Here is a 23,352-nt window from a genome sequence, read left to right as displayed (position 1 = left end):
GCGCGCTCAGCGGATGAATTTCTCCAGATAGGCGCGATGGTCGGCGGACAGCCGCACCAGCTTCTGCTCGTCAATGCTGAAGGTGGCCACCTGTGTTTCGGCGATCACGGCGGGCCGCGAATCCGGGGCGGCGTGCGCCGAGCGCACCTCGTAGCCGATGGTGAAGTCCACCGTGCGCAGCCGCGACACCCACATCGTCACCTGCAGTGGCGAGTCCGTCAGCCGCAGCTGCCCTTTGTAGGCGACTTTCACCTCGGCGATCAGGAGACCGACGCTGGTGATGTCGACCGCGAAGGCCGGCGACAGGAACGGAACCCGCGCCTCTTCGAGCATCGTCACCATGGTCGCGTGGTTCACGTGCTGGTACATGTCGATGTCCGACCAGCGCACCGGAACCGATGCCACGAAGCCCACCGGCGCACCGGTGGATTCGCCTGCCGGACTCACGACGCCGCCCCGCGCGTCATGCTCCGGATCTGCCGCGCCGCCACCGACAGCGTCGCCAGATCCCGCTGGTCGGATTCGTAGATCTGGGTCAGCGTGCGCCGTGCCCGCTCCACGCGCGAGGCGTTGGTCGATTCCCATTCGGTGATTTTCTGCATCCCGTCCTCGTCCGGTTCCCCGACCGCCAGCACATCCAGGCACAGCGACCGCACCGAATTGTAGATGTCGTCGCGGATCGCCAACCGCGCCAAGGCATGCCAGCGGTCGTCACGGGGCAGCTGGGCGACCGCGGTCAGCAGCCCGTCGGTGCCCAGCCGATCCATCAGCGCAAAGTAGGTGTCGGCGACCTCGTCGGCGTCGCGTTCGGTGATATCGGCGATGTCGATGATGTCGAGCAGGCTGTAGCGGTACAAGCCGTGGGCGACGTCGGAAGCCAGGCCGCGGGGCACGCCCTGAGCCGCGAACTCGCCGATGTGTTTGGCCACGATGTCGGCGTCGTCGCCGCGCAGCCAGTCCGACATCCGAGGTGACAGCGCGGCGACCTGCTGGGCGAACCGATTGATCTCGGCGCCCACCGCCAGCGGCTGCGGGCGGTAGTTGAGCAGCCAACGGCCGGCCCGGTCGATGAGCCGCCGCAGGTCCAGCGTCATCCGGTCGGTCACCGCGACCGGCAGGCCGTCTTGCTCACCGGCGGCGCGGATGCGGCGCCACAGGTCGCCCACCCCGAAGATGGCGTCGGTCGCGACGTAGGCACGCACGGCGTCGATCAGCTCGACGCCCGCGTCCTCGGTGATCCGGAAGGCGTAGGTGATGCCTGCGGTGTCCACCACATCGTTGATCAGCATCGTGGTGACGATTTCGCGGCGCAGTTGATGTTGGCGGATCTCGGCGCCGAAGCGCTGCTGCAGCACCTGCGGGAAATACCGCGGCAACCGTGCGGCGAACACATCCTGTTCCGGTAAGTCGGTGGCCAGCACCGCCGCTTTCAGGGTCAGCTTGACGTGCGCCATCAGGGTCGCCAACTCCGGTGAGGCCAGGCCCAGCCCGGCCTCGGCGCGTCGAGCGATCTCCTTCTCCGACGGCAACGCTTCCAGTTCACGGTTGAGGCCGCGGTCGGCCACCAGGTGCCGGATCTGATCGGCGTGCACCGGCAGCAGGCTCGCGGCGTTGGCCCGGCTGGTGCCCATCAGGTCGTTCTGGGCGGTGTTGTCGGCCAGCACCAGCGCGCTGACCTCGTCGGTCATCGACGCCAGCAGTTGCGGCCGGTCTGCGGCGTCGACCTTGCCGACGGTGACCAGGGCGTCGATCAGGATCTTGATGTTGACCTCGTGGTCGGAGCAGTCGACTCCGGCGGAGTTGTCCAGCGCGTCGGTGTTGATCCGCCCACCGGCCAAGTCGAATTCGACGCGGCCCAGGGGCGTGACGCCGAGGTTTCCGCCTTCGCCGATCACCTTGGCGCGCACCTGGTTTCCGTTGACCCGGACCTGGTCGTTGGCACGGTCGCCCACATCGGCGTCGGATTCGGACTCGGCTTTGACGTAGGTGCCGATGCCGCCGTTGAACAGCAGGTCGACGGGAGCCCGCAGAATGGCCCGGATCAGCACCGGCGGGGTGAGCTCGGTGATGTTCTCGTCGAGACCCAGCACGCCGGCGACCTGCGGGCTGACCGGCACGGATTTCAGGTCTCTCGGGTAGACACCACCACCGGCGCTGATCAGCGACTTGTCGTAGTCGTCCCAGCTGGAGCGGGGCAGGTCGAACATCCGCTGACGCTCGGCGAAAGACCGGGCGGGGTCGGGGTCGGGGTCAAGGAAGATGTGCCGGTGGTCGAAGGCGGCCACCAGCCGGATGTGTTCGCTGCGCAGCATGCCGTTGCCGAACACGTCGCCGCTCATGTCGCCGACTCCCACGACGGTGAAATCCTCGGTCTGGGTATCGATTCCCATCTCCCGGAAGTGCCGCTTGACCGACTCCCACGCGCCCTTGGCGGTGATGCCCATCTCCTTGTGGTCGTAGCCGACCGACCCGCCGGACGCGAACGCGTCACCCAGCCAGTAGCCGTAGGACTTGGCAACGTCGTTGGCGATGTCGGAGAAGCTGGCGGTCCCCTTGTCGGCGGCCACCACCAGGTACGCGTCGTCTCCGTCACGACGCACGACCTGCGGCGGCGCGCTGACCGCACCGGTGGCGTGGTCGACGTTGTCGGTGACGTCGAGCAGGCCGGAGATGAACAGCGTGTAGCAGGCGATCCCTTCGTCGCGGGCCGCCTCGCGATCCGCGACCGGGTTACCACTGGGCGTCGGTGGGTGTTTGACCACGAACCCGCCTTTGGCTCCGGTCGGGACGATGACGGCGTTCTTGACCTCTTGCGCTTTGACCAGGCCGAGGATCTCGGTGCGATAGTCCTCGCGTCGGTCGGACCAGCGCAGCCCGCCGCGCGATACGAAGCCGAACCGCAGGTGCACGCCCTCGACACGGGGTGAGTAGACGAAGATCTCGAACTTCGGCCGCGGCAGCGGCAACTCGTCGATCAGGCCGGCATCCAGCTTGAGCGCCAGCACGTTACGTGCCCGTGCCGAATCAGACCGGGTGACAAAGTAATTGGTACGCAGGGTGGCTTGAATCAGCGAGGCGAATGCACGCAGCACCCGGTCGGTGTCCAGGCTCACCACCGCGTCGATGCCGGCCGCGACGTCAGCGGCTGCGGCTTGCGCGTCACGGTTGCGGTGCGTGCGGGATGGGTCGAACAATGCCTCAAACAGCGCCACCAGGGCACGCGCGATACCCGGATACTCGTTGAGCACCGAGGCGATGTGGTTCTCGCTGTAGGGAAAACGGGCCTGGCGCAGGTATTTGGCGTAACCGCGCAGCACCACCACCTGTTGCCAGTTCAGCCCGGCGCGCAGCACCAGTTCGTTGAATCGGTCGGGCTCGACCCGGCCCTCCCAGATCGCGGTCACCCCGTCGGCGAACCGCTGTTGGGCGTCGTCCCGCTCGGCGCCGGTCGCCGGGATCTCGATGGTGGGGTGCGCGGACACCTTGAACTTGTAGATCCACACCTGCAGGCCGTCAGCCCGGGTGACGGTGAACGGCCGCTCTTCGAGCACCGCCACCCCCATGCACTGCAGCATCGGCAGCAGTTGGCTCAGCGACGCACCGTGCCCGCCGAGGAACCAGGCCAACTGACTTCCGTCGGCCTCGCCGTAGTCGGAGAACACCAACTTGACCGAGTCGGAGGTAAGCCGCTCGATGATGGCGATGTCGCCGACGGCTTCGGCTGGAGTGACAGCCTGCTTGTAGATTTCGCCGAAGGCGGCGGCATAGTGTTCGGCCACGTCGGCGTCTATGGAGTCCTGCGCCGCCGTCTCGAGCAACCGGTCTCCCCAGGTGCGGGTGGCCTCGGCCAGCAGCGCCTGGATCCGGACCCGGTTGGACTCGCCGGTGTCGACCGAACGGGCGTCGGGATCGTCGGACAAGCGGACCATGAAATGCAGCAGCGCCCACGGCGCTTCGCTGACGCGCGCGCTGTATTCCAGCCCTACCCCACCGAACTCGTGGATCAGGATGTCCTCCATGTGCAACCGCACCGCGGTGGTGTAGCGGTCCCGGGGCAGGTACACCAGGCAGGACACAAAGCGCCCGGTCCGGTCGCCGCGCAGGAACAACAGGGTTCCGCGCCGCGCGCCCAGGTCGGAGACCGCCATCGCCATGTTCAGCAACTGCTCCGCGTCGATCGCGAAAAGCTCTGAGCGCGGGACCGTTTGGATGATGTCGAGCAGCAGCTGCCCGGGGTGGCCGGGCTCCTTCTCCGCCAGGGCCAGGGCGTGGCGGACGGTGTGTGAGATGACCGGTATCTCGAAGACGTCGGCATTCATGGCGCCGGCGGTGAACAGACCGACGAAGCGGTGCGCGACGATGCTGTCGCCGGTGTCCTCGCGGATCACCACCACATAGGTGCGCGAACTGAATCGCATGTAGCTGGGCACGGTGGCCTGCGCCAGGGTCAGCAGGTTATCGCCGGTGAGCCTGGGCCGCAAGGACTTACGCAGCCGCAGCACTCCCAGCCGGGCGGCATCTTCGACCAAGACCTGCCCATCGCGCACCACACCGCTCTGGTAACCCAGCAGCACGAAGTGCCCGTCGGCCAGCCACTGCAGCAGTGCGGCGACATCCTCGCGGTCCGGCGCGGTGTAATGCCCGTGCGCGTTGGCTTCGACGTCGGCCGCCAGCTCGGTGAGCGCGCTGCGCATCGCCGTGGAGTCGATCGCGACCTGGCGGACGTCGGCCATCACATCGGGCAGCAGCCGTTCGGTCTCGGCGAGGGTGTTGCGGGTGACCGTCGGTGAAAGCTGGACATGGATCCAGGCCTCAGCCCCCGCGGAGCCGTCTGCGGATCTTGGTTCCACCGAGCGCAGTTCCCCGGCCGCATCGCGCTGCACGGTGAACACCGGCGTCATGATCCCGACGTAGGCCACCCCGAGCCGGTGCAGCAGCACCGCCACCGAGTCCATCAGCATGCCGCCGTGCTCGGTGACCACCTGCAGTGCCGGCCCGAAACCAGCCGGATCGTCGGCGGGGTACACCGCAACGCGGGTCTCACCGGCTTGCCGGTGCTGCGCCAGCCGGGCGTGCGCGGCCAGCAGCGCCGGGGTCACGACGGCGACGGCGGCGGCCCGGCTGGCCGGATCGGTGCCCGACGGTTCGTCGCTGACCAAAGAGTCGCTGTGCGACCCGCGATAGGTCTCGACATAGGCGGCCGACACCCAAGCAGGAATGCCTTGCGGCTCAGAGGGATCGGGAAATGTTGTCCACGCGGTCGATTCCTTGGTGGACTTTGTCATCCCCACCCCTCCTGACTGGTGTCAGCTCCGGCAGCGCCGCTACCGAGCCAACATTAGTCGCGGGTGAGCCTGCGGTGGGTCACTCGATGCGGACGCGCCGCTTCGGCGCCGAGCCGTTCCACCTTGTTCTCCTCGTAGGCACCGAAGTTGCCCTCGAACCAGAACCACTTGGCCTCGTTGTCGTCGTCACCCTCCCACGCCAGGATGTGGGTGCAGGTGCGGTCCAGGAACCAGCGGTCGTGGCTGATGACCACGGCGCATCCCGGGAACTGTTCGAGGGCGTTCTCGAGTGAACCGAGCGTTTCGACATCGAGGTCGTTGGTCGGCTCGTCCAGCAGGATCAGGTTGCCGCCCTGCTTGAGGGTCAACGCCAGGTTCAGCCGGTTGCGTTCACCACCGGAGAGCACACCGGCAGGCTTCTGCTGATCGGGGCCTTTGAACCCGAACGCCGAGACGTAGGCCCGCGACGGGATCTCGTTCTGCCCGACCTCGATGTAGTCCAAGCCGTCGGAGACAACTTCCCAGACCGTCTTCTTCGGGTCGATGCCGGCACGGTTCTGGTCGACGTAGCTCAACTTGACCGTGTCGCCGACCTTGACCGTGCCGCTGTCCGGCTTTTCCAGACCGACGATCGTCTTGAACAGGGTGGTCTTGCCGACGCCGTTGGGACCGATCACGCCGACGATGCCGTTGCGCGGCAGCGTGAACGACAGATCCTTGATCAACAGCCGCCCGCCGAAGCCCTTGTCGAGGTGTTCGACCTCCACCACCAGGTTGCCCAGCCGCGGTCCGACCGGGATCTGGATCTCCTCGAAGTCGAGCTTGCGGGTCTTCTCCGCCTCGACCACCATCTCCTCGTACCGCTGCAGGCGGGCCTTGTTCTTGGCTTGGCGGGCCTTGGCACCCGAGCGCACCCAGGCGAGTTCGTCCTTGAGCCGCTTCTGCAGCTTCTGGTCCTTCTTGCCCTGCACCTCGAGGCGGTCGGCCTTCTTCTCCAGGTAGGTCGAGTAGTTGCCCTCGTAGGGGTAGGCCCGGCCGCGGTCGAGCTCCAGGATCCACTGCGCCACGTTGTCGAGGAAGTAGCGGTCGTGGGTGACCGCGAGGATGGCGCCCGGGTAGGAGGCCAGGTGCTGCTCGAGCCACAGCACGCTCTCGGCGTCGAGGTGGTTGGTGGGCTCGTCAAGGAGCAGCAGGTCGGGCTTGCTCAGCAGCAGTTTGCACAGCGCCACCCGCCGGCGCTCACCCCCGGAGAGGTGGGTGACGGGCTCGTCGGGCGGCGGGCAGCGCAGCGCGTCCATCGCCTGTTCGAGCTGCGAATCGATGTCCCAGGCGTCGGCGGCGTCAAGCTCCTCCTGAAGCTTGCCCATCTCTTCCATCAGCTCATCGGTGTAGTCGGTGGCCATCAGCTCGGCGACCTCGTTGTACCGATTGAGCTTGGCTTTGATCGGCACGCCCTCTTCGACGTTCTCCCGGACGGTCTTGGTGTCGTCCAGTGGCGGCTCCTGCAACAGGATGCCGACGGTGGCACCGGGCGCCAGGAAGGCGTCGCCGTTGTTCGCTTTGTCCAGCCCAGCCATGATCCGCAGGACGCTGGACTTGCCGGCGCCGTTGGGACCGACGACACCGATCTTGGCGCCGGGCAGGAAGTTCAGCGTCACGTCGTCGAGGATGACTTTGTCGCCGTGTGCTTTGCGCACCTTCTTCATCGTGTAGATGAACTCAGCCATGCCGGGGTGTCGCCTCCTGGTCTCGCGAATTTGCTCGCTGACCATCCTAGGGGGTAACCCCGGCACCGCCGTCGGCTGCTCTCAGGCGGTGAGCGCCATCCCCTCATCGGCGTCGGCGTCCTCCTCGGCGGAATCCGGGTCGTCGGCCTCGTCGCTACGGGCGGCAGCGGGCGGGCTGTCCGGTCCGGCGGCGATGATCTTCTCCACCCGGGCCGCGCACCGCGCCAGGTCGGGGCCCACCGCGGTCGCGCGCAGCTCCACCGACGAGCGGCGAACCCCGTCCTTGTCCTCGTACTCGCTGGTGAAGACATGCCCCACCACGATCACCGGCAATCCCTTACTCAGCGACGCTCCCACCCCGGTGACCAACCTGTCCCAGCAGTTGACCGTCACGAACAGCGAGTTACCGGTCTCCCAGCTGCCGTCGGCACCGCGTCGGCGAGAGTTGCTGGCGACCCGGAACTTGATCAATTCGTGCTCACCCACCCGGCGCCGGATCGGGTCTGTTGCGACGTTGCCGATCACGGTCAACAAAGTCTCGTACATTGCATGATTCCTTCCTGGTTGCGGCGGGCCGAACGGGCTCGCCGGTGCTGCACCCATTGGGCCGGGCGGGCCCGACAACGAACCCGGGCCGGCCGTCGCGCGCAACGGCAACTGGGGAAGAACAGCGGATTGGGGATAACCTCGCCGGGCACCTAGGTGCGCGGCTTGCCGACAGTCACCGGCGCATTCCAGTTCGAGAAGGTGATCGTCACCGACGCGTCCTCGCCGGCGGCCAGCTCCAGCGCGACCAGGTGGTGATCACCGGTCTCCTGGATCCAGACCGTGCACGCGGTCCGTTTGGTGGCGTGCAGCTGCGGCACGATCTTCTTCGCCACGTCAGCCGACACCTCGCCGGTGATCCGGACGGTGTGCACGTCATCGACGGTCTCGCGCTCCTGGACCTCGGGATCGACGAAATCGGTCAGCATGCCGGCCAGCCCGGTGTCGGGGCTCAGGATGTTGGCCGCGTCATAGAAGTTCGCGGCGGGACCGTAGTCGATCCAGCGGCCGTGCTCCTGCGAGACGTAGAAGTCGCCGCCGAACACCACGAACGCGACATAGGCCGGAGCGCCCCGGTAGGCGATCTTGGCGTAGCCCTTTGCCGCGGGGCCCGGCTGCTGAGTCACGTCGGCGTCGAGCGCCGTGACCGGCATGTTCTCGATGTTGCCGGTCACCGACAGCGACAGGCGCACGGTCTCGAGTTCCGCGGTGGTGGCGCTGGACTCCTTCAGGATCGCCGCTGCGTCCGGCAGCGGCTCGGTGGACTTCTTCGACGACGACGACGACGACGGCGACGGCGACGCGGTGGATGACGGCACCGATGAGGTTGGCGCAGTCGTGGCGGAGATCGTCGGAGCGGCGGATGCCGGCGCATCCGTCGGAGCCTGCGGCGAGGGGGTGGCTGAGCAACCGGCGACCAGGGCAGCAGCAGCGCTGACCACGGTCAGGACGCCTGGGAGCCTGCGCATGCCGCCATCGTAGAGGCCACCCGCCCGGCCGGGCAGCTCCTGCTGTGCGGCGAGAAGTGGGCGGGCGGTTGGTATACGTTGCTTGCGGTGGGTACCAAAGGCCGGTCCGGCAGCGGTGAACACACGAACCGCAGCACATGGGCACGCGACGACATCCGGGTCTCGGACCCGGCGGCCATGCAGCGCTCGATCGCGGGGACCGCGATCGGCAACTTCATGGAGTGGTACGACTTCGGCATCTACGGCTTCCTGGCCACCACGATCGCGCAGGTCTTCTACCCCAGCGACAGCTCCAGCGCGGCGGGCCTGATCGCCACGTTCGGAACCATGGCGGCGGCATTCGCGGTCCGGCCGTTCGGCGGCATCATCTTCGGCGCGCTGGGCGACCGCATCGGCCGCAAACGGATCTTGATCATGACCGTCACGCTGATGGCCGTCGGCACCACGATCACCGGCCTGCTGCCGTCCTACGAGGACATCGGGATCTGGGCGCCGATCCTGCTCATCGTCACCCGCGTCATGCAGGGGTTCTCCACCGGCGGCGAGTACGTGGGCGCAATGACCCACATCAGCGAACACGCCCCCGACCGCAATCGCGGAGCGCTGGCAGGATTCCTGCCACTGGGCACGCTCGGCGGTTATGTGATGGGTGCGGCGGTGGTGACCGCCCTGAAGTCCCAACTGCCGGTTGCCGAGATGCTGCGGTGGGGCTGGCGAGTGCCGTTCCTGCTGGGTGTTCCGCTGGCCGTCGTCGCGTTGTACATGCGGTTGCGCATCGACGAGTCCCCGGTCTTTGAAGAGCTAGAACAGCTCAACGAAAACCGCGACACCGCCCGCGGCAACGGTTGGGGACAGTTCCAGCGGACGGTCACCCGGCAGCGCAGAGGCCTGCTGATCTGCATGGGACTGGTGCTGGCCGAGAACGTCACCAACTACATGCTCACCGGCTATCTGCCGACATATTTCAAGCAGGTCGGCCGGATCAGCGGCAGCCGCGGACTGACGATGATCGTGGTGGCGCTGCTGCTGATGCTGGTCGCGGTGGTGCCGCTGGCCAGACTCTCCGATCGCATCGGCCGCAAACCGATCCTGTGGACCGGCAGCGCCCTGCTGATCGTCGGCTCCGTGCCGGCGTTCCTGTTGATCGGCCAGGGCGGCAGCTATGCGCTGCGCCTGCTCGGAGTGTTGATGATCGGGGTGATGCTGCTGTGCTTCTACGCCACCACACCGTCAACGCTGCCCGCCCTGTTCCCCTCCACCGTCCGCTACTTCGCGGTGGCGATCGGTTTCAACATTTCGGTCTCGCTGTTCGGTGGCACCACTCCCCTGGTCGCCGAGACGCTGGTCTCCGGAACCGGCAACGTACTGGTGCCGGCCTACCTGCTGATGGGCGCCGGCGTCGTGGGGGCGATCACGGTGTGGTTCACCCCGGAGGTGGCCGGCAAACGGTTGCCGGGCTCGGGGCCGTCGGTGGCCACCGAGCAGGAGGCCGAGGCGATCGCCCAGGCCGGACTGCACGAATAGCCTCAACTCTGAACCGACGTGGGAACGGGCATGTGCAGGGCGAGTTGCGCTTCGCATGTGACGTCGAGTTGAACAGTCCGGATCGGTTTGAGCGATCGCAGGTCGTCGGCCAACCGCCCCCGTCCGACCCGCAGGTCGAGATGGCGCGGGAAACGTGCGGTACCGGCCGAGAGCACGTTGGTCTGACTCAGGGTGGAGTGCCAGGCGCCGTGGATAGTGGTGTACGAGGTGAGTGTGGAGACCCGGTCGCCGGTCCGGTATCGGATCTGGGCGGGAGTGGCCACCGATAACGCCAGGTCCGTCTCGCCAGCCTCGTTGGCCACCCGGGCGGTGGCCCGGTGACCGTCGATGTCGACGTCAAGTTCGGTGACCCACTTGGGGAACCCATAACCGACATGACCTCGTACCTGCGCGATATCGGTGCTCACCGGCAGGGACAGCACGTAGCTGTGAAGGTGGTCGTTGCCGAGCCCGGCGAGCAGGTCTACGAACCCGAGCCGGCCATGCCGTGCGGGTCGCACCGCGATTGCGACGGCGGCTTCGGTGTAGAAGTCGATGTCGCACACGTCGTAGCGGAAAAACATCACCGAGATCAGCCCCAGGCCCGGCCCGATCTCTAACGGCGCCAATTCTTTTGGCAGCCGGCTACGGATGGCGCTGGTGCTGGCCAGCATGACCAGCCGGGCGGTGCGGATCCGGTAGTAGAAGTTCGGGGTGAGCGTCGGTCCGATCGGTGAGTCGACGCGAGTCTTGGGCAGCTGCCGGAAGAAATCGACACCGCTCACTCGCGGGTCGGCGGCGACGTCGTCGAGGTCGGTGTTCATCCGGTACCGGTCGTAGAGACCGCCTTTGGGGACCGCGACCAGATGCCCACCCAGGTCGACTTCGACGGTGTCCTGCCGGGTCGGTGACATGGCGGCTCCTCCTCATGGATAGGGACGGGTCGGCGTCAGACTAGGCCGCCAATGTAAGCACCGTCAACACTTGCGGGCAACACCGATGTTGACGGCGCTTACTTCGCGCCCTATGCTGACGTAAGCACTGTTAACATTGCCCCGTCCGGAGAGTTCGATGCCCGCCACCATCTTCACGCCCCTGCGCCTGGCCAACGGCTCGGTCATCGAAAACCGCTTGGTCAAGGCCGCTATGGAAGAGAACATGGCGGTCGCGGGACAACTGCCCGACGAGGCACTCTTCCGGCTGTACCGGCGGTGGAGCGAGGGCGGTGCGGGCCTGATCATCACCGGCAACGTGATGGTCCACGCCGAGGCGCTGACCGGACCGGCGGGCGTCGTGCTCGACGCGCAGGCGCCGCTGGAGCCCTTCCGGCAGTGGGCGGCTGCGGCCCGCAGCGGCGGCTCGCGGGTGTGGATGCAGATCAACCACCCCGGTCGACAGGTGATGGCCAACATGCCCGGTGTCGCCTGGGGCCCCTCGGCTATCCGGGTCGACATCGGCCGCAACAGCAAGCGGCTGGCCCAGCCCGTCGAGATGACCGCCGAGCAGATCGAGGCGACCGTGGCACGTTTCGCCGAGACCGCCCGGCGCGCGCAACGGGCCGGGTTCGACGGCGTAGAGATCCATGCCGCGCACGGCTACCTGCTCTCGCAGTTCCTCTCGCCGCTGTCGAACCAGCGCACCGATCAGTGGGGCGGATCCTTGCCGAACCGGGCCAGGCTGCTGCTCGATATCGTTCGCGCGGTCAGGTCGTCGGTGTCTCCCGCGTTCACCGTGGCGGTCAAGCTGAACTCGGCCGACTTCCAGCGTGGTGGCTTCGACGCCGACGACGCCGCGACCGTGATCCAGCTGCTGGCGCCCCTCGGGGTCGACGTGGTCGAACTCTCCGGCGGCAGCTACGAAAGCCCCGCCATGACCGGTCAGGCCACCGACGAGCGGACTCGAGCCCGCGAGGCGTACTTCCTCACCCTCGCCGAGGAACTCGCCCAGTCCAGTCCGCTGCCGCTGATGCTGACCGGCGGCATCGTCCGCCGATCGGTGGCCGACGAAGTCCTCGCCGGCGGTATCGACCTGGTCGGCATGGGGACCGCGCTGGCCGTCGATCCCGATCTGCCGAACAAGTGGCGTGCCGGTGCCGACGCCGCGGTCGAACTCGGGCCGGTCACTGTCAAGGACAAGGCCGCCGCGTCGGCCATCAGCATGGCCCGTGTCCGTTATCAGCTGCGCCGGCTGGGCAAGGGCAAACAACCCCGACCCAGGGTGCATCCGTTTGCCGCCTACGCGCAGGAGGCCGTCTTGCGGCGCCGTGCCCTGCGTCGTTACCACAGCTGGCTGCACGCCCGTGCCGCCTGACCGACTCCACCCGACGAAGAATGGAACATGAGCATCCCTGACCAAACTGACCGCCGCCCTTTCGATCTGGTGATCTTCGGCGCCACCGGCTTCACCGGCGGCCTCACCGCCGACTACCTCGCGGCCCATCTTCCGGCCGATGCCCGGTGGGCCCTGGCCGGGCGCAACCAGGCCAAGCTCGAAGCGGTGCGCGACCGGCTGGCTGCCATCAACCCGGCCGCCGCCCAGCTGCCGCTCCTGCTTGCCGACACCGGTGATCCGGATTCGCTGCGCGCGGTGGCCGAATCGGCCCGGGTGGTGATCGCCACGGTCGGCCCGTACCTGGAGCACGGCGAGCCGCTGGTGGCGGCGTGCGCCGCGGCCGGCACCGACTACCTGGACCTCACCGGCGAGCCGGAGTTCATCGACCGGATGTATCTGAACCACCACGCCAGGGCTCTGCAGACCGGTGCCCGGCTGGTGCACGCCTGCGGATTCGACTCCATCCCACACGATTTGGGCGCCTTCTTCACCGTCACGCACCTGCCCGACGGGGTACCGCTGCGGGTGCGGGGCGTGGTGCGCGCCGACATGATGATCTCCGGCGGCACTTTGCACTCCGCGCTGGCACAGATGTCGCGGCTGCGACAGATGCGCCAGGTCGAAGTGGCACGCAAGAAGGCCGAGCCGCGCACCGATGGCCGCCGGACGCGGGCCCGTGTCGGAGTTCCGCGCCGCGATGCCGAACTCGGCGTGTGGCTGCTGCCCCTGCCCACGGTCGATCCCCAGATCGTGCAGCGATCCGCAGCCGCTCGCGCCGACTACGGCCCCGACTTCACCTACACCCACTACGCGGGACTCCAGCGGGCCACCACGCTGGCCGCTGCCCTCGCGGGCGTCGGCGCGTTCGTCGCCGCCGCGCAGGTGCCGCGGCTGCGGCGGGTGCTCGGCAGGCGAATCCCGCAGGGTGAGGGCCCGTCGGAGACGCGAAGGGCCAGTTCATGGTTCACCGTCGATTTCATCGGCGAGGGCGGCGGGAAGCAGGTGCACACTCAGGTGCGCGGCGGTGATCCGGGCTACGGCGAGACCGCGAAAATGCTTGCGGAGTCGGCCATGTGCCTGGCATTCGACGCCAACCCGCAGACTTCCGGCCAGCTGACCACCGTCGCCGCGATGGGTGAGAACCTTCTGCGCCGGCTGACCGAGGCCGGCATCTCATTTCGTGTCGTCGAGGAGAAGCGATGAACACCACCCCGGGCCCGTTCGTACCCCCCGACGCCGGCGAGGCACTCGCGGGATTGAACATGCCGCTCGCCGAGGCCATGCGCTCCCAGCGCGCGATCCGCCGGCTGCACTTCGACCCCGTCGACGCCGACGTGCTGCGCGAGGTGCTTGCGCTGGCACTCAAGGCCCCCACCAGTTCGAACAGCCAGGACTGGGCATTCGTCGTTGTCAACGACGCCGAGCAGAAGCGCCGGCTGGTGCGCAGCTACCAACGAATGTTCAAGCCGTTCGGGTGGCTTGCCATGCGGGCTGCCCCCGATGAACCGACGCGACGCCAGTTAAGGGTGTCCGAATGGCAGCGTGAGCACTACCATGAACTGCCGACCCTGGTCGTTGCGTGCTATCGGCGCAACCTGCGGCATCGGCCGGTGGGGTGGCCGCAGATCAGGGTCTCGTCGTTCTATGGGTCGGTCTATCCCGCAGTGCAGAACCTGCTCCTGGCGTGCCGGGCGGTGGGCCTGGGCGCCTCACTGCAGACACTGCCGGTGTGGTCGGTTCGCAGCACGCGCCGCGTGCTGGAGCTGCCTCCCGAGATGGCGCCGGTGTGCATCATCCCGATCGGTTGGGCCCGTGGGCGGTACGGCCCGACCCAGCGTCCGCCGATCGACGAAGTGGTGCATGTCGACCGGTTCGGCAACCAGCCGTGGCGATCAGCCCAGGCCGACGAGGTCGGTGGAGATAGCCCATAGCCCGTCGATGAGCTTCGGGTCGTGGGCCTGGCGGTTCTCGCGGCCGCGGGCTCGGTGGCGGTCGAAGTAGACGCCGTTGATCTCCGGGTCGGCGCCGCGGTTGGCCAGCTCGATCAGGGGTGCGGCCCCTTGGGCCGGGGTGATGGCCGCGAGGCGGCGCAGCGGGGTGCGGTAAAGCAGGCCGACGAACCATGAGTCCCTGCCGAAGCTGGTCGCGACCGGACCGGGATGCACCGCGGCCGAGACGATCCCCTCCGAATCCCAGCGCTCGGCAATACCGCGGGTGAACAGGATGTTCATCAGTTTGCTGGTGCCGTAGGCACGCGTCTCGAACGCGCGCCGACGCCGATAGTCCAGGTCATCGAGGTCAACGTGTCCGAACAGGTTGCCGACGCTCGAGGTGTTCAGCACCAGCGCGCCGTTGGCTGCGGCCAGCCGGTCGCGCAGCAGGTTGGTCAGCAAGAAGGGCGCGAGGTGATTGATCTGGAAGTTGGGTTCGTGACCGTCGGCGGTGCGCAGCCGCGGCGCGAACGTTCCGCCCGCATTGTTCAGCAGGACGTCGATGCGGCCGACCTGCTCACGGATCTGTTGCGCCAGGGAGCGGACCTGATCCAGATGGGCGAAATCGGCGGTCAGCGCGGTGGCACCGGTGTCGGCGGCGACGGGCGCCAACTTCTGGGCCGACCGCCCGACGACAACGAGGTTGACCTCCGGCCCGGCCAAGGCACGCGCCGCCACGGCGCCGATGCCGTCACTGGCGCCGGTGATCACGATCGTCCGGGGTGCATTCACGGGCAGGGTCTCCTTCGCTTCGCGGCCGTCGAGCACGCTGTCGAGCACCGATGTTAGCGGCGCTTACCCGCGCATGCTGCTAACATTATGAGCTCATGTAAGCGGCGTCAACACGGGGTAGCCACAGATGTCAGCGTCCACCAAGACCTACCACCACGGCGACCTGCCCGGAACCCTGCTACGCGCGGCTATGGATCTCCTTGAGGAAAACGGCGCTACCGAACTGTCGCTGCGTGCCGCTGCCCGACGCGCCGGTGTCTCGACCGCGGCGCCCTACCGCCACTTCGCCGACCGAAACGCCCTGCTGTCAGCGATCGCCGCGGTGGGCTATCGCGAACTGGCCACCGATCTGGTCGCGGCGCATCCGGCGCCGAAGACGGCGGACGACCTCGCTGCGATCGCCGTCGCCTACGTCCAGTTCGCGCTGAGCCGGCCCGGGCTCTTCCGGGTGATGTTCACCGAGCAGTGCGACCCGAGTAACACCGAGCGGGTGGATGCGGTCACCGCGATCCAGGAATATCTGAACTCGATTGTGCAGCAGGTGTTTCCATCGGCCGATCCGGAAGCCATGGCCACCGCCGTGTGGGGACTGGTGCACGGCCTGGCCTTCTTGCACCTCGACGGCAAACTCGACACCTCGTCCGCGCAGGTCGTCGCCGATCACGTGCGCGCGGCCGTGCGCGCCGCAGCCGGTCAGATCGGCTAGGCCGGCCGTCGTCGCGGGGTCAGCGCTGCACCGTCCCGTCGCGGCGGGCCATCTCGGCCAGCATCGCGTTGTAGGCGGCCAGGTCGGCGTCGTCATCCCGGTCGGCGGCGCGGTCGAGTCGCTTTGCGGTGCGCCGGTCACTGCGATGCCACTGCACCAGTAGCGCAATCATCACCATCAGCAGCGGCAATTCGCCTGCCGACCAGGTGATGCCGCCGCCCAGGTGCTGGTCTCCAGCCAAGTCGGTGTGCCAGGGCAAGCCCAGCGCACCGTAGAACCACTCCCCGAGCACCTTGTGCATGCCCATCAGGAAGACCCCGAAGAAGCCGTGCAGCGGCAGCGAGGCGAACACCACCGCCAGCTTGGCCAGCGGTGAGACGGGCCGGGGGGTGGGGTCCACGCCGATCACGACCCAATAGAAGAGGTAGCCGCTGAGGATGAAGTGGATGTTCATCGCCAGGTGGCCGGCATGGCTGCCGGCGATCGAGTCGAACAGGCTGCTGAAGTAGAGCCCGTAAAAGCCGACGACGAAGATCACCGCCGCGATGATCGGATTGGTGAGGAACCGGGAGACCCGGCTGTGCAGCGCGGCCAGCAACCACTCCCGCATCCCTGGCGGCTCACCGCGACCGGCGACCGGCAGCGCCCGCAGCGCCAGCGTGGTCGGTCCGCCCAGCACAAGCAGGATCGGCACCAGCATCGACAGCAGCATGTGCACGGCCATGTGCATGCTGAACATCGCCGGCATGTAGCGGCCGGTGCCCGACGAGGTGGCGAACAGCAGGGTCGCACAGCCCAGCAGCCAGGCGGTCGTGCGGCCCGCGGGCCAGGCGTCGCCGCGGCGTCGCAGCCGCAGCACCCCGGCCAGATACACGCCGGCCAGGACTATCGCGGCGGTGCCGAAGACGACGTCGAATCGCCAGTCGAACAGGATCCGCGCCACGGTCGGCGGGCCGGCCAAGTCGTAGCCGATCTTGACCATCGGGACCGACGGGTTGAGCACCGCCGGCGGGGGTGGCGGGGTGCGCCCCAACCCCACCGCGACACCGAAGGTGAGCGCGAAGACAACGGCCTCCGTCAGCGCCAGCCGGATCAGCGGGGCGCGCTTATTGGGATCTTTCTGCAGCGCCGCCACTCCACGGCGCCGCTGCCCCACACCGAGGGCGCCGAGCACACACAGGGCGACGAACTTGACCACCACCAGCCGGCCGTACGGGCTGGTCAGCAGCTCGGCGGGGGTCAGCCGCACCAGTGCGTTGAGCACCCCCGACAGGCCCATCGCCACGAAGCACCACAACGCCACGGTGGAGAATCGCCGGGCTGCCAGGTCGGCGTGTTCCCCGCCGCGCAGCGCGTGCACCAGCAGCGCGAGCAGGCCGCCGGCCCACAGGCCCGCGGCGACCAGGTGGATGAGCAGGCTGTTGGTGGCCAGGTCGTGTGACCCGCCGGCGGCAGAGTGCCCGGTCAACCCCAACGGGATCAGTGTCAGCAGCGAACCGGCCAGCAGCACCGGTGTCCAGGACCAGCGCAGCACGGGCAGACTCGCCAGGGTCACCACCGCAGCCAGCAGCGCGGTCCACCGCCAGGCCGACGCGGTGTCGACCAGCCCGGCAAACGACCAGGCCGTCGCTGGGTCGAGGAACTCGGACAGCGGGTGGCCGGAGACATCCGAGATCGTCAGCGGAACCAGCAGCGCGGCGCACACCGCCCACGTTCCCGACGCCGCGGTGCCCAAGCGCAGCGCGCGGTAGCCGGCGGCGTCGAGTACCCCGCTTTGCTGCGGCGGCACCAGGAAAGCCGCGAGCAGAAACGATCCCACCGCCAGCACCGCCGCCATTTCGCCGGCCGCCCGCACGAACGGCAGCCCCAGCGTGGTCACCGGACCCGGGTCGGGCAGACCGGTCGCGGTCAGGGCATCGGCCAACGACAGCGCACCGATCCCGGCGGCGGTACACCCGGCCAGGATCGCCAGCCCGGCAAGCATCGGCACCAAGATCGCCGCGCGGCTGCGGGTCGCCGAAATCGCCGTCATGGCTCCCAGGGTATGGTGCGCGCCCGCCGCGCCGCATACCAGGCGGGCGACGGTCCGGCCCGTCCTGCTACCTGCCTATCCCCCGCCAATGCCGCCGCACCTCCATGTCCCGGGCGGCGAACGCCTCCCGGGCGATGCGGGCGATGTGGTCGGAGTCCTGCAGGATCCGGCGCAATTCAGCCCGGAACGCTTTGCGTCGCCCAGTCAGATCCGGCGCGGGTTCCAGCAGGCCCTGGTCGGCGACTACCTGACATGCGGTCGCGAACAGCAGGGTGGACACCGACTCACTGCTGCGGACACGGCCCTGCGCCACGTACTGGCGGCCGACCCCCAGCGCCAACTGGGTCAGTTCGTTCTCGCCGATGTCGGCCGGTGCGTCGCAGAGCACGTCGGCGACGATCGCGTAGGACTCGAAGAACACCCGCAGCATGACGTCGGAGGTCACCGGCGTCTTCTCCGACAGGATGCCGTCGCTCTCGGCGCCACCCGCGGCAACCCGCGCCTCCCAATTGTCGAACCAGGACATCTCCTCGGCGATGTTGTCGCGGAACGACGCCGAGTCGGCGAAGTAGAAGTCGAACTTGAGCAGGTCCCGCAGCCGCATCGCCTGCGTCCAGAACGCGTCCAGCCGGTCGCCTTCACCGCGGCCGGCGTGCGCCAGGGCCAGCTCGACGATCGAGGTCTCCAGGAAGGCGTGGATCACCGAGTTGCGGTAGAACGACGCGGCGTGTTCGTCCTCGGGGGCGATCCGCCACACCGACTCTCGCCCGCCGTCGACGCGGGTGACCGGATGCCCGTTGGACAGCGCATCCACCGCCGCGCGTACCCCGTCGCGGCTGCGCAGCCGCAACGCGCTGGTGGAGATCGGGGTCTGCTTGCGTTCCAGATAATCGAGCCCGGCCTGCAGCGAATGGTGGATCTGGTCGAGCGTCAACGCCAGCCCGTGCGTGGTCAGCAGCAGCGCCGACACCAGACCGGTCGCGCTGATCGGGGTGACGCGCTGGATCCGCCAGGCCACCTCGATGGCCATCTTCTGCATGGCCAGCCGCTTGGCGTCCGGATCGGTCGCCGTCGGGCTGTCGGGGGCGCCGAGGTACTGGCGCATCGACACGGCCTCGGGGAAACGCACGTAGATCTTGCCGTAGTTGCGTTCGCCCTGGGCCTTGATGAACCGGTAGAGCCAGCGGATGCCCTCGGGGGTCTTCTCCCCGCCCCGGGCGTAGGCGGCATACTCGTCGGTCTCGTGCAGCTGGTCGAAGCTGATCGAAACGCCCTGCAGAAGAACATCTTCAGTGCGGTTGTCCAGATAGGCATCGGCGACGTAGGTCATCAGCCCGAGCTTGGGCGGCAGCATCTTGCCGGTGCGCGACCGGGTTCCCTCGATGGACCAGCTCAGGTTGAACCGCTTCTCCATCACATAGCCGACGTACTCCTTGAGCACGTATTTGTAGAGCGGGTTGTTGCCGATGCTGCGGCGGATGAAGATGACCCCGGAGCGTCGCAGCAGCGGCCCCATCAATCCGAACGAGAGGTTGATGCCGGCGAAGACGTGGACCGGGGGCAGCCGGTTCTCCTGCATCGCCACCGGCATGACCGCCCCGTCGATGTAGGACCGGTGGGAGAACAGCAGCACCGCGGGGTGGTTCTCCAGGGCGGTGCGCAGCGCGGCGACCTGATACTCGTCGTAGTCGATCTCGGGGTCGAAGCCGCGGCTGAGCATCCGGGTCAAGACGGCGACCATGTCGACCGACACCCGGCTCCAGCCGGTGGACAGCTCATCGAGCATCTTGCCGGCCTCGTCGACCGTGGCGCCCGGAATGGCTTGCAGTCCCTCACGAAATCGGGTGGACGCCAAGATCTCCGGTTTCACCAGGCGCGGCGATTTGTACTGCGGGCCCAGGATCCGGTTCTCCGCGCGCTCCAGCGCCAGCACCGCGCGGCGAGTGACGAAATGCGCGAAGTCCCGCGGATTTTCACCGACGGTATTCTCACTCCACTGGCTGCGCAGGTCGGCGACGCTGGCCGGCTCACCAACCACCACACGGGCCAGCGACGACTCGGTGCGCAGGATCTGGCGTTGTTGGCGTTCACTGGGCCGGTAGGGATTGCGGCCCGGCAGCAACGCGATCACCCGCTTCAGGGCGGACGCTTCGGCACGGGGCATCCAGAACACGCGCACCGGCAGGATAGACCGCCGCTCGTCGCGTTCCAGGTGCCCGACCAATCGAGCCATCGCCCCGGGCGACCGCTGGGACGGGTCCAGCTGCAGCAGCTCGATACGGGCGTCGGTCCGGCCGTCGCGGTAGCGCTCCAGCCACTCGTGAACGAGGTCGGCCTCCACCGGCGACGACACATAGGCCAGGACCAGCGTGTCAGCGGTTGCGGTGGATCCCGAGGGGTCGGTGGCCGATGATGTCGTCACTGCTCCCCCTTCGGGGCCGGTGGCTTCTTGGCCGGAGCCTTCTTGGCCGGGGCCTTCTTGGCGGCAGTCTTCTTGGCCGGGGCCTTTTTGGCGGGCGCCTTCTTGGCCGGCGCGGGCGGCTTGGGCGACCAGGCCGGCAACTCGTCGACCGGCCAATCGGCCAGGGTGTCCAGGTACAGCTGGCGGACCTGTTCGATCCGCTCGGGCAGGGTCTCGAGCGTCCAGTCCTCGACCGAGATCGCCGGGAACACCGCGACGTCGACGGTGCCGGGGTGGGCGCTCATCGAGTCCCGGGCGGCGACCACCTCGGCGTTGCGGATGATCACCGGCACAATCGGGATCCCGGCCGCCATCGCGAGCCGGAACGGCCCCTTCTTGAACGGGCCGACCCCGGTGGTGTCCACCCGGGTCCCTTCCGGCGCGATCACCACCGACAGGCCCCGCTTGGCGCGTTCCTCGACCTGTTGCAGGGACTCCACGGCCGCGGCCGCGTCGTCGCGGTCGATGAACACCATCTCGGTCAGCTTGCCCAGCGGGCCGGCGATCGGATCCCTCTCCAGCTCCCGCTTGCCGACGCTGATCCAGTTGTCGCGGACCAGTGACGCGGTGATGACCGGATCGACCTGGTTGCGGTGGTTGAAGATGAACACCGCCGGCCGGGTTGCGGTGAGGTTTTCTTTGCCGATCACGTTGAGCCGCACGCCATTGAGACCCAGCAGCACCTGCGGGAACAGCGCGGTGAAGAAGTTGACGCCCCGGCGCCGGCTGCCGCTCAGCAGGCCCACCCCGATCGCCCCCGCGCCCACCGGGACGATCGAGCTGAGCCCGGCCAGATTCCGCAGTTGACCGACGACTCCGCTGCCACGGCTGCTGAACTGCAGCACCGGCCAGCCGCGCTTACGGGCCACCGAGGCCATCTTGCCCTCGGGGTTCGTCGGTCGCGGATTACCCACCAGATGCATCAGCGCGACGTCCTCGTCCCCGTCGGCGTAGAAGTAACTGTCCTGCAGGTCGATGTCGTGTTCGGCGGCGAACTTCTGCACCGCGGCGGCTTTGCCCGGCCCCCACAGGATCGGTTCCACCACCTCGCCGGTGAGGACACCGTTCTCGTCGGTCACGAACGCGTTGGTGAGCGTGTTGGTGATGCCCAGAAAGCGGGCCACCGGTTCCACCTGAATGGTCAGCGCGGAAGAACTCAGCACCACGGTGTGCCCGCGTGCCTGATGGGCCCGCACCACTTCACGCATCTCCGGGTAGATGCGTTTGGCGATCTTCTGGACGAAAAGCCGCTCGCCGATCTCATCGAGGTCACTGATCGAGCGGCCGCGCAGCGCCGACGACGCCGTGGTGATGAGCTCTTCGAACTCGATGCGGCCGAGTTGATGGTTGAGCCCGGCCTGGACCATGCCGAACAACTCCCCCAAGCCCATGTCGCGGCTGCGGAATCGCTCCCGGGTGAGGATGACGGCGGTGAAGCCGGCCACCAGGGTGCCGTCGAGATCGAAGAACGCGCCGATCTTGGGGCCGGGCGGGCTGGCGGCGATCTCGGCCACCGAGCCGGGCAGCCGCATCTCGCGTGGCGGCCGAGACTTCGCGCCGTCGGTCATGACTCTCCGCCGGAGACGAATGAGGCCGCCACGCAGCGCGGCGCGGGATCGCCGGCGAGCGCCAGCACTTCGTCGAAGCCCTCCACCAGGCATGTGGCGAACAGCTTCTCGTCGCGCACGGCTGCGCGGTCATAGCGGACCGTGATGGTGCACTCACCGCCACGGGAGATCAGCACCACCATCATCGCGATACCCGGCAACGGACCGAGCCCGTAGTGCCGCAGCACCTTCGCGCCCGCGATATAGGTGTCGCCGGGATAGAACGCCACGTTGCTGGCCTGCACGTCGGCGCTGACCACCGATTCGGTCATCTTCTCCAGAACCGGCGACGGGAAGACGCTCAGCAGCGGTGCGATGGAGCCGAGCACGTCCATCGCAGGTTCATCACGGCGCTGGGTCATCTGCGCCCGGATCCGCTTGATCCGCTCCACCGGGTCGGCGACCCCGATCGGGGCGGCCAGGTTCACCCCGGTGAACCGGTTGCCCCCGGCGGGATCGGCTTCGGCGCGCAGGTTCACCGGGATCGCCATCGGCAGGGTGGCGATCGGCACCCCCAACGCCCGGTGGTAGCGCCCCAGCGCACCCGACAGGGCAGCCAGGTACGCGTCGTTGATGGACCCGCCGCCGGCCTTGGCGGCCCGATGCAGGTCCGCCAGCCGGATGTCGATCGCCTCGGTCCGGCTGGTCAGGCTGCGCCGGCGCAGCAACGGCGAGGGTTCGGCGGCCTGGCTCATCACTCGCGCGCCCGACCGGGCGTAGGTGATGGCGCCGGTGACCGCCGACAACGGGTCACGCACGGTGCGGGTCGCCATCGACAGCGCTCCCAACAGCACGTCGCGGGTGCTGCCGAGCACCGCGGCCGGCAGATGGTTGATGCCGTCACGCATCAGGTCGTTGGCCGACAGGTCCTGAGGCACCGGTTGCGGCGGCATCGGCCGGGCCGGCGGATCGCGTTCCAAGTCGTAGATCCGGCCGAACATCGCGGCGCCCCCGACACCGTCGGTGACTGCATGACTGAGGTGCATCAAGGTGGCGGCGCGCCCCTCGGCCAGCCCTTCCACCAGCGTCGCCGACCACAGCGGGCGCTGGATGTCCATCGGTGACTGCAGGGCCACCTCGGCCAGATCGAGCACCTCGCGCAAACCCCCGGGCGCGGGGACCCGGACCCGCCGAACATGAAAGTCGAGGTTGAAGTCGGGGTCCACCACCCAGCGCGGCGCAGCCGTCGGCAGCGTGGGCACCACTACCTTCTGGCGCAGCCGCAGCACCTTCCGCGAGACGTTCTCGAACAGACTCCGGAAGCGGTCCCAGTCCGGGGTGGTGTCGAGCAGCTCCAGACCCATGATCCCCGAGCGGGTACGGGGATTGGCCTCCCCGCGGTGCAACAGGTAGTCGAGAGCACCGAGTTCGGTGGGCAGGCCGGCGGCGTCGACGCGGTCACCCACGCCGAGCTCCAGACTGCGGCTTCCGGCCCTGGCCTG

The 23,352-nt window shown here is 68.1% G+C and carries 16 protein-coding genes; 5 read left to right on the top strand and 11 right to left on the bottom strand.

What is annotated here, in order from left to right:
- Positions 1 to 6 precede the first annotated feature (6 nt).
- The 5 genes from K3U94_RS07860 to K3U94_RS07840 all read right to left on the bottom strand — a co-directional run bounded on the left by K3U94_RS07860 (position 7) and on the right by K3U94_RS07840 (position 8,526).
- Complete coding sequence (locus K3U94_RS07860) at positions 7 to 414, bottom strand: acyl-CoA thioesterase (RefSeq protein ID WP_267878357.1); 408 nt, start codon at positions 412 to 414, stop codon at positions 7 to 9.
- A 29-nt stretch (positions 415 to 443) separates the two neighbouring features.
- Complete coding sequence (locus K3U94_RS07855; protein WP_220696147.1) at positions 444 to 5,285, bottom strand: NAD-glutamate dehydrogenase; 4,842 nt, start codon at positions 5,283 to 5,285, stop codon at positions 444 to 446.
- Positions 5,286 to 5,338: 53 nt separating this feature from the next.
- Positions 5,339 to 7,012, bottom strand: a complete 1,674-nt coding sequence (gene ettA, locus K3U94_RS07850; RefSeq protein ID WP_047319911.1) for an energy-dependent translational throttle protein EttA — start codon at positions 7,010 to 7,012, stop codon at positions 5,339 to 5,341.
- An 81-nt stretch (positions 7,013 to 7,093) separates the two neighbouring features.
- Positions 7,094 to 7,558, bottom strand: a complete 465-nt coding sequence (locus K3U94_RS07845) for a single-stranded DNA-binding protein (protein WP_220696146.1) — start codon at positions 7,556 to 7,558, stop codon at positions 7,094 to 7,096.
- A 152-nt stretch (positions 7,559 to 7,710) separates the two neighbouring features.
- A complete protein-coding gene (locus tag K3U94_RS07840) occupies positions 7,711 to 8,526 on the bottom strand; it encodes an LppX_LprAFG lipoprotein (protein ID WP_220696145.1) in 816 nt (271 codons plus the stop codon).
- A gap of 177 nt (positions 8,527 to 8,703) precedes the next feature.
- Here K3U94_RS07840 and K3U94_RS07835 point away from each other — a divergent pair, with 177 nt between their 5' ends.
- Positions 8,704 to 10,050, top strand: a complete 1,347-nt coding sequence (locus tag K3U94_RS07835; protein WP_047320003.1) for an MFS transporter — start codon at positions 8,704 to 8,706, stop codon at positions 10,048 to 10,050.
- Between the two features lie 2 nt (positions 10,051 to 10,052).
- Here K3U94_RS07835 and K3U94_RS07830 read toward each other — a convergent pair whose 3' ends face one another.
- Positions 10,053 to 10,964: an acetoacetate decarboxylase family protein gene (locus K3U94_RS07830; protein WP_220696144.1), complete on the bottom strand. Its 912-nt coding sequence runs from the start codon at positions 10,962 to 10,964 to the stop codon at positions 10,053 to 10,055.
- Between the two features lie 157 nt (positions 10,965 to 11,121).
- On the opposite strand from K3U94_RS07830, the gene K3U94_RS07825 reads away from it, so the two are divergent.
- From K3U94_RS07825 to K3U94_RS07815, 3 genes are read left to right on the top strand one after another with little or no spacing between them, the layout of a single operon-like run.
- Complete coding sequence (locus K3U94_RS07825) at positions 11,122 to 12,360, top strand: NADH:flavin oxidoreductase/NADH oxidase family protein (RefSeq protein ID WP_220696143.1); 1,239 nt, start codon at positions 11,122 to 11,124, stop codon at positions 12,358 to 12,360.
- A gap of 27 nt (positions 12,361 to 12,387) precedes the next feature.
- Positions 12,388 to 13,584: a saccharopine dehydrogenase family protein gene (locus K3U94_RS07820; protein ID WP_220696142.1), complete on the top strand. Its 1,197-nt coding sequence runs from the start codon at positions 12,388 to 12,390 to the stop codon at positions 13,582 to 13,584.
- Positions 13,581 to 14,312, top strand: coding sequence for a nitroreductase family protein (locus K3U94_RS07815; RefSeq protein ID WP_220696141.1), 732 nt, complete (start codon positions 13,581 to 13,583; stop codon positions 14,310 to 14,312). The genes K3U94_RS07820 and K3U94_RS07815 overlap by 4 nt, the downstream gene beginning before the upstream one ends.
- Here K3U94_RS07815 and K3U94_RS07810 read toward each other — a convergent pair.
- On the bottom strand, positions 14,274 to 15,104 hold the full coding sequence (locus K3U94_RS07810; protein ID WP_220696140.1) for an SDR family NAD(P)-dependent oxidoreductase: 831 nt from the start codon (positions 15,102 to 15,104) through the stop codon (positions 14,274 to 14,276). The two genes, K3U94_RS07815 and K3U94_RS07810, sit on opposite strands and share 39 nt — an antisense overlap.
- Before the next feature lie 127 nt (positions 15,105 to 15,231).
- Between K3U94_RS07810 and K3U94_RS07805 the strand changes: the two genes are divergently transcribed.
- The gene (locus tag K3U94_RS07805) at positions 15,232 to 15,810 is read left to right on the top strand and encodes a TetR/AcrR family transcriptional regulator (RefSeq protein ID WP_220696139.1); all 579 of its coding nucleotides are present in this window, start codon (positions 15,232 to 15,234) and stop codon (positions 15,808 to 15,810) included.
- Positions 15,811 to 15,829: 19 nt separating this feature from the next.
- Here K3U94_RS07805 and K3U94_RS07800 read toward each other — a convergent pair whose 3' ends face one another.
- The 4 genes from K3U94_RS07800 to K3U94_RS07785 all read right to left on the bottom strand — a co-directional run bounded on the left by K3U94_RS07800 (position 15,830) and on the right by K3U94_RS07785 (position 23,316).
- Positions 15,830 to 17,842 (bottom strand): bifunctional copper resistance protein CopD/cytochrome c oxidase assembly protein, encoded by a 2,013-nt coding sequence (locus K3U94_RS07800; RefSeq protein WP_047319903.1) that lies wholly within the window; start codon positions 17,840 to 17,842, stop codon positions 15,830 to 15,832.
- Between the two features lie 67 nt (positions 17,843 to 17,909).
- Positions 17,910 to 20,264 (bottom strand): glycerol-3-phosphate 1-O-acyltransferase, encoded by a 2,355-nt coding sequence (locus K3U94_RS07795; RefSeq protein ID WP_220696138.1) that lies wholly within the window; start codon positions 20,262 to 20,264, stop codon positions 17,910 to 17,912.
- The gene (locus K3U94_RS07790; RefSeq protein WP_220696137.1) at positions 20,261 to 21,871 is read right to left on the bottom strand and encodes an HAD-IB family hydrolase/lysophospholipid acyltransferase family protein; all 1,611 of its coding nucleotides are present in this window, start codon (positions 21,869 to 21,871) and stop codon (positions 20,261 to 20,263) included. Before K3U94_RS07790 ends, K3U94_RS07795 begins: the two co-directional genes overlap by 4 nt.
- The gene (locus tag K3U94_RS07785; protein ID WP_220696136.1) at positions 21,868 to 23,316 is read right to left on the bottom strand and encodes a wax ester/triacylglycerol synthase family O-acyltransferase; all 1,449 of its coding nucleotides are present in this window, start codon (positions 23,314 to 23,316) and stop codon (positions 21,868 to 21,870) included. The genes K3U94_RS07790 and K3U94_RS07785 overlap by 4 nt, the downstream gene beginning before the upstream one ends.
- Positions 23,317 to 23,352 lie beyond the last annotated feature (36 nt).

This window comes from Mycolicibacter heraklionensis, from assembly GCF_019645815.1.
GTDB classification, from domain to species: Bacteria; Actinomycetota; Actinomycetes; order Mycobacteriales; family Mycobacteriaceae; genus Mycobacterium; species Mycobacterium heraklionense.
This window is presented reverse-complemented; position numbering and strand designations above follow the sequence as displayed.

Excerpts from the sequence above, each read along its gene's own strand:
- K3U94_RS07800 (WP_047319903.1), bottom strand. The coding sequence starts at position 17,842 with ATGACGGCGATTTCGGCGACCCGCAGCCGCGCGGCGATCTTGGTGCCG.
- K3U94_RS07840 (WP_220696145.1), bottom strand. The coding sequence starts at position 8,526 with ATGCGCAGGCTCCCAGGCGTCCTGACCGTGGTCAGCGCTGCTGCTGCC.
- K3U94_RS07845 (WP_220696146.1), bottom strand. The coding sequence starts at position 7,558 with ATGTACGAGACTTTGTTGACCGTGATCGGCAACGTCGCAACAGACCCG.
- K3U94_RS07825 (WP_220696143.1), top strand. The coding sequence starts at position 11,122 with ATGCCCGCCACCATCTTCACGCCCCTGCGCCTGGCCAACGGCTCGGTC.
- K3U94_RS07805 (WP_220696139.1), top strand. The coding sequence starts at position 15,232 with ATGTCAGCGTCCACCAAGACCTACCACCACGGCGACCTGCCCGGAACC.
- K3U94_RS07815 (WP_220696141.1), top strand. The coding sequence starts at position 13,581 with ATGAACACCACCCCGGGCCCGTTCGTACCCCCCGACGCCGGCGAGGCA.
- ettA (WP_047319911.1), bottom strand. The coding sequence starts at position 7,012 with ATGGCTGAGTTCATCTACACGATGAAGAAGGTGCGCAAAGCACACGGC.
- K3U94_RS07820 (WP_220696142.1), top strand. The coding sequence starts at position 12,388 with ATGAGCATCCCTGACCAAACTGACCGCCGCCCTTTCGATCTGGTGATC.
- K3U94_RS07790 (WP_220696137.1), bottom strand. The coding sequence starts at position 21,871 with ATGACCGACGGCGCGAAGTCTCGGCCGCCACGCGAGATGCGGCTGCCC.
- K3U94_RS07835 (WP_047320003.1), top strand. The coding sequence starts at position 8,704 with ATGCAGCGCTCGATCGCGGGGACCGCGATCGGCAACTTCATGGAGTGG.
- K3U94_RS07855 (WP_220696147.1), bottom strand. The coding sequence starts at position 5,285 with ATGACAAAGTCCACCAAGGAATCGACCGCGTGGACAACATTTCCCGAT.
- K3U94_RS07830 (WP_220696144.1), bottom strand. The coding sequence starts at position 10,964 with ATGTCACCGACCCGGCAGGACACCGTCGAAGTCGACCTGGGTGGGCAT.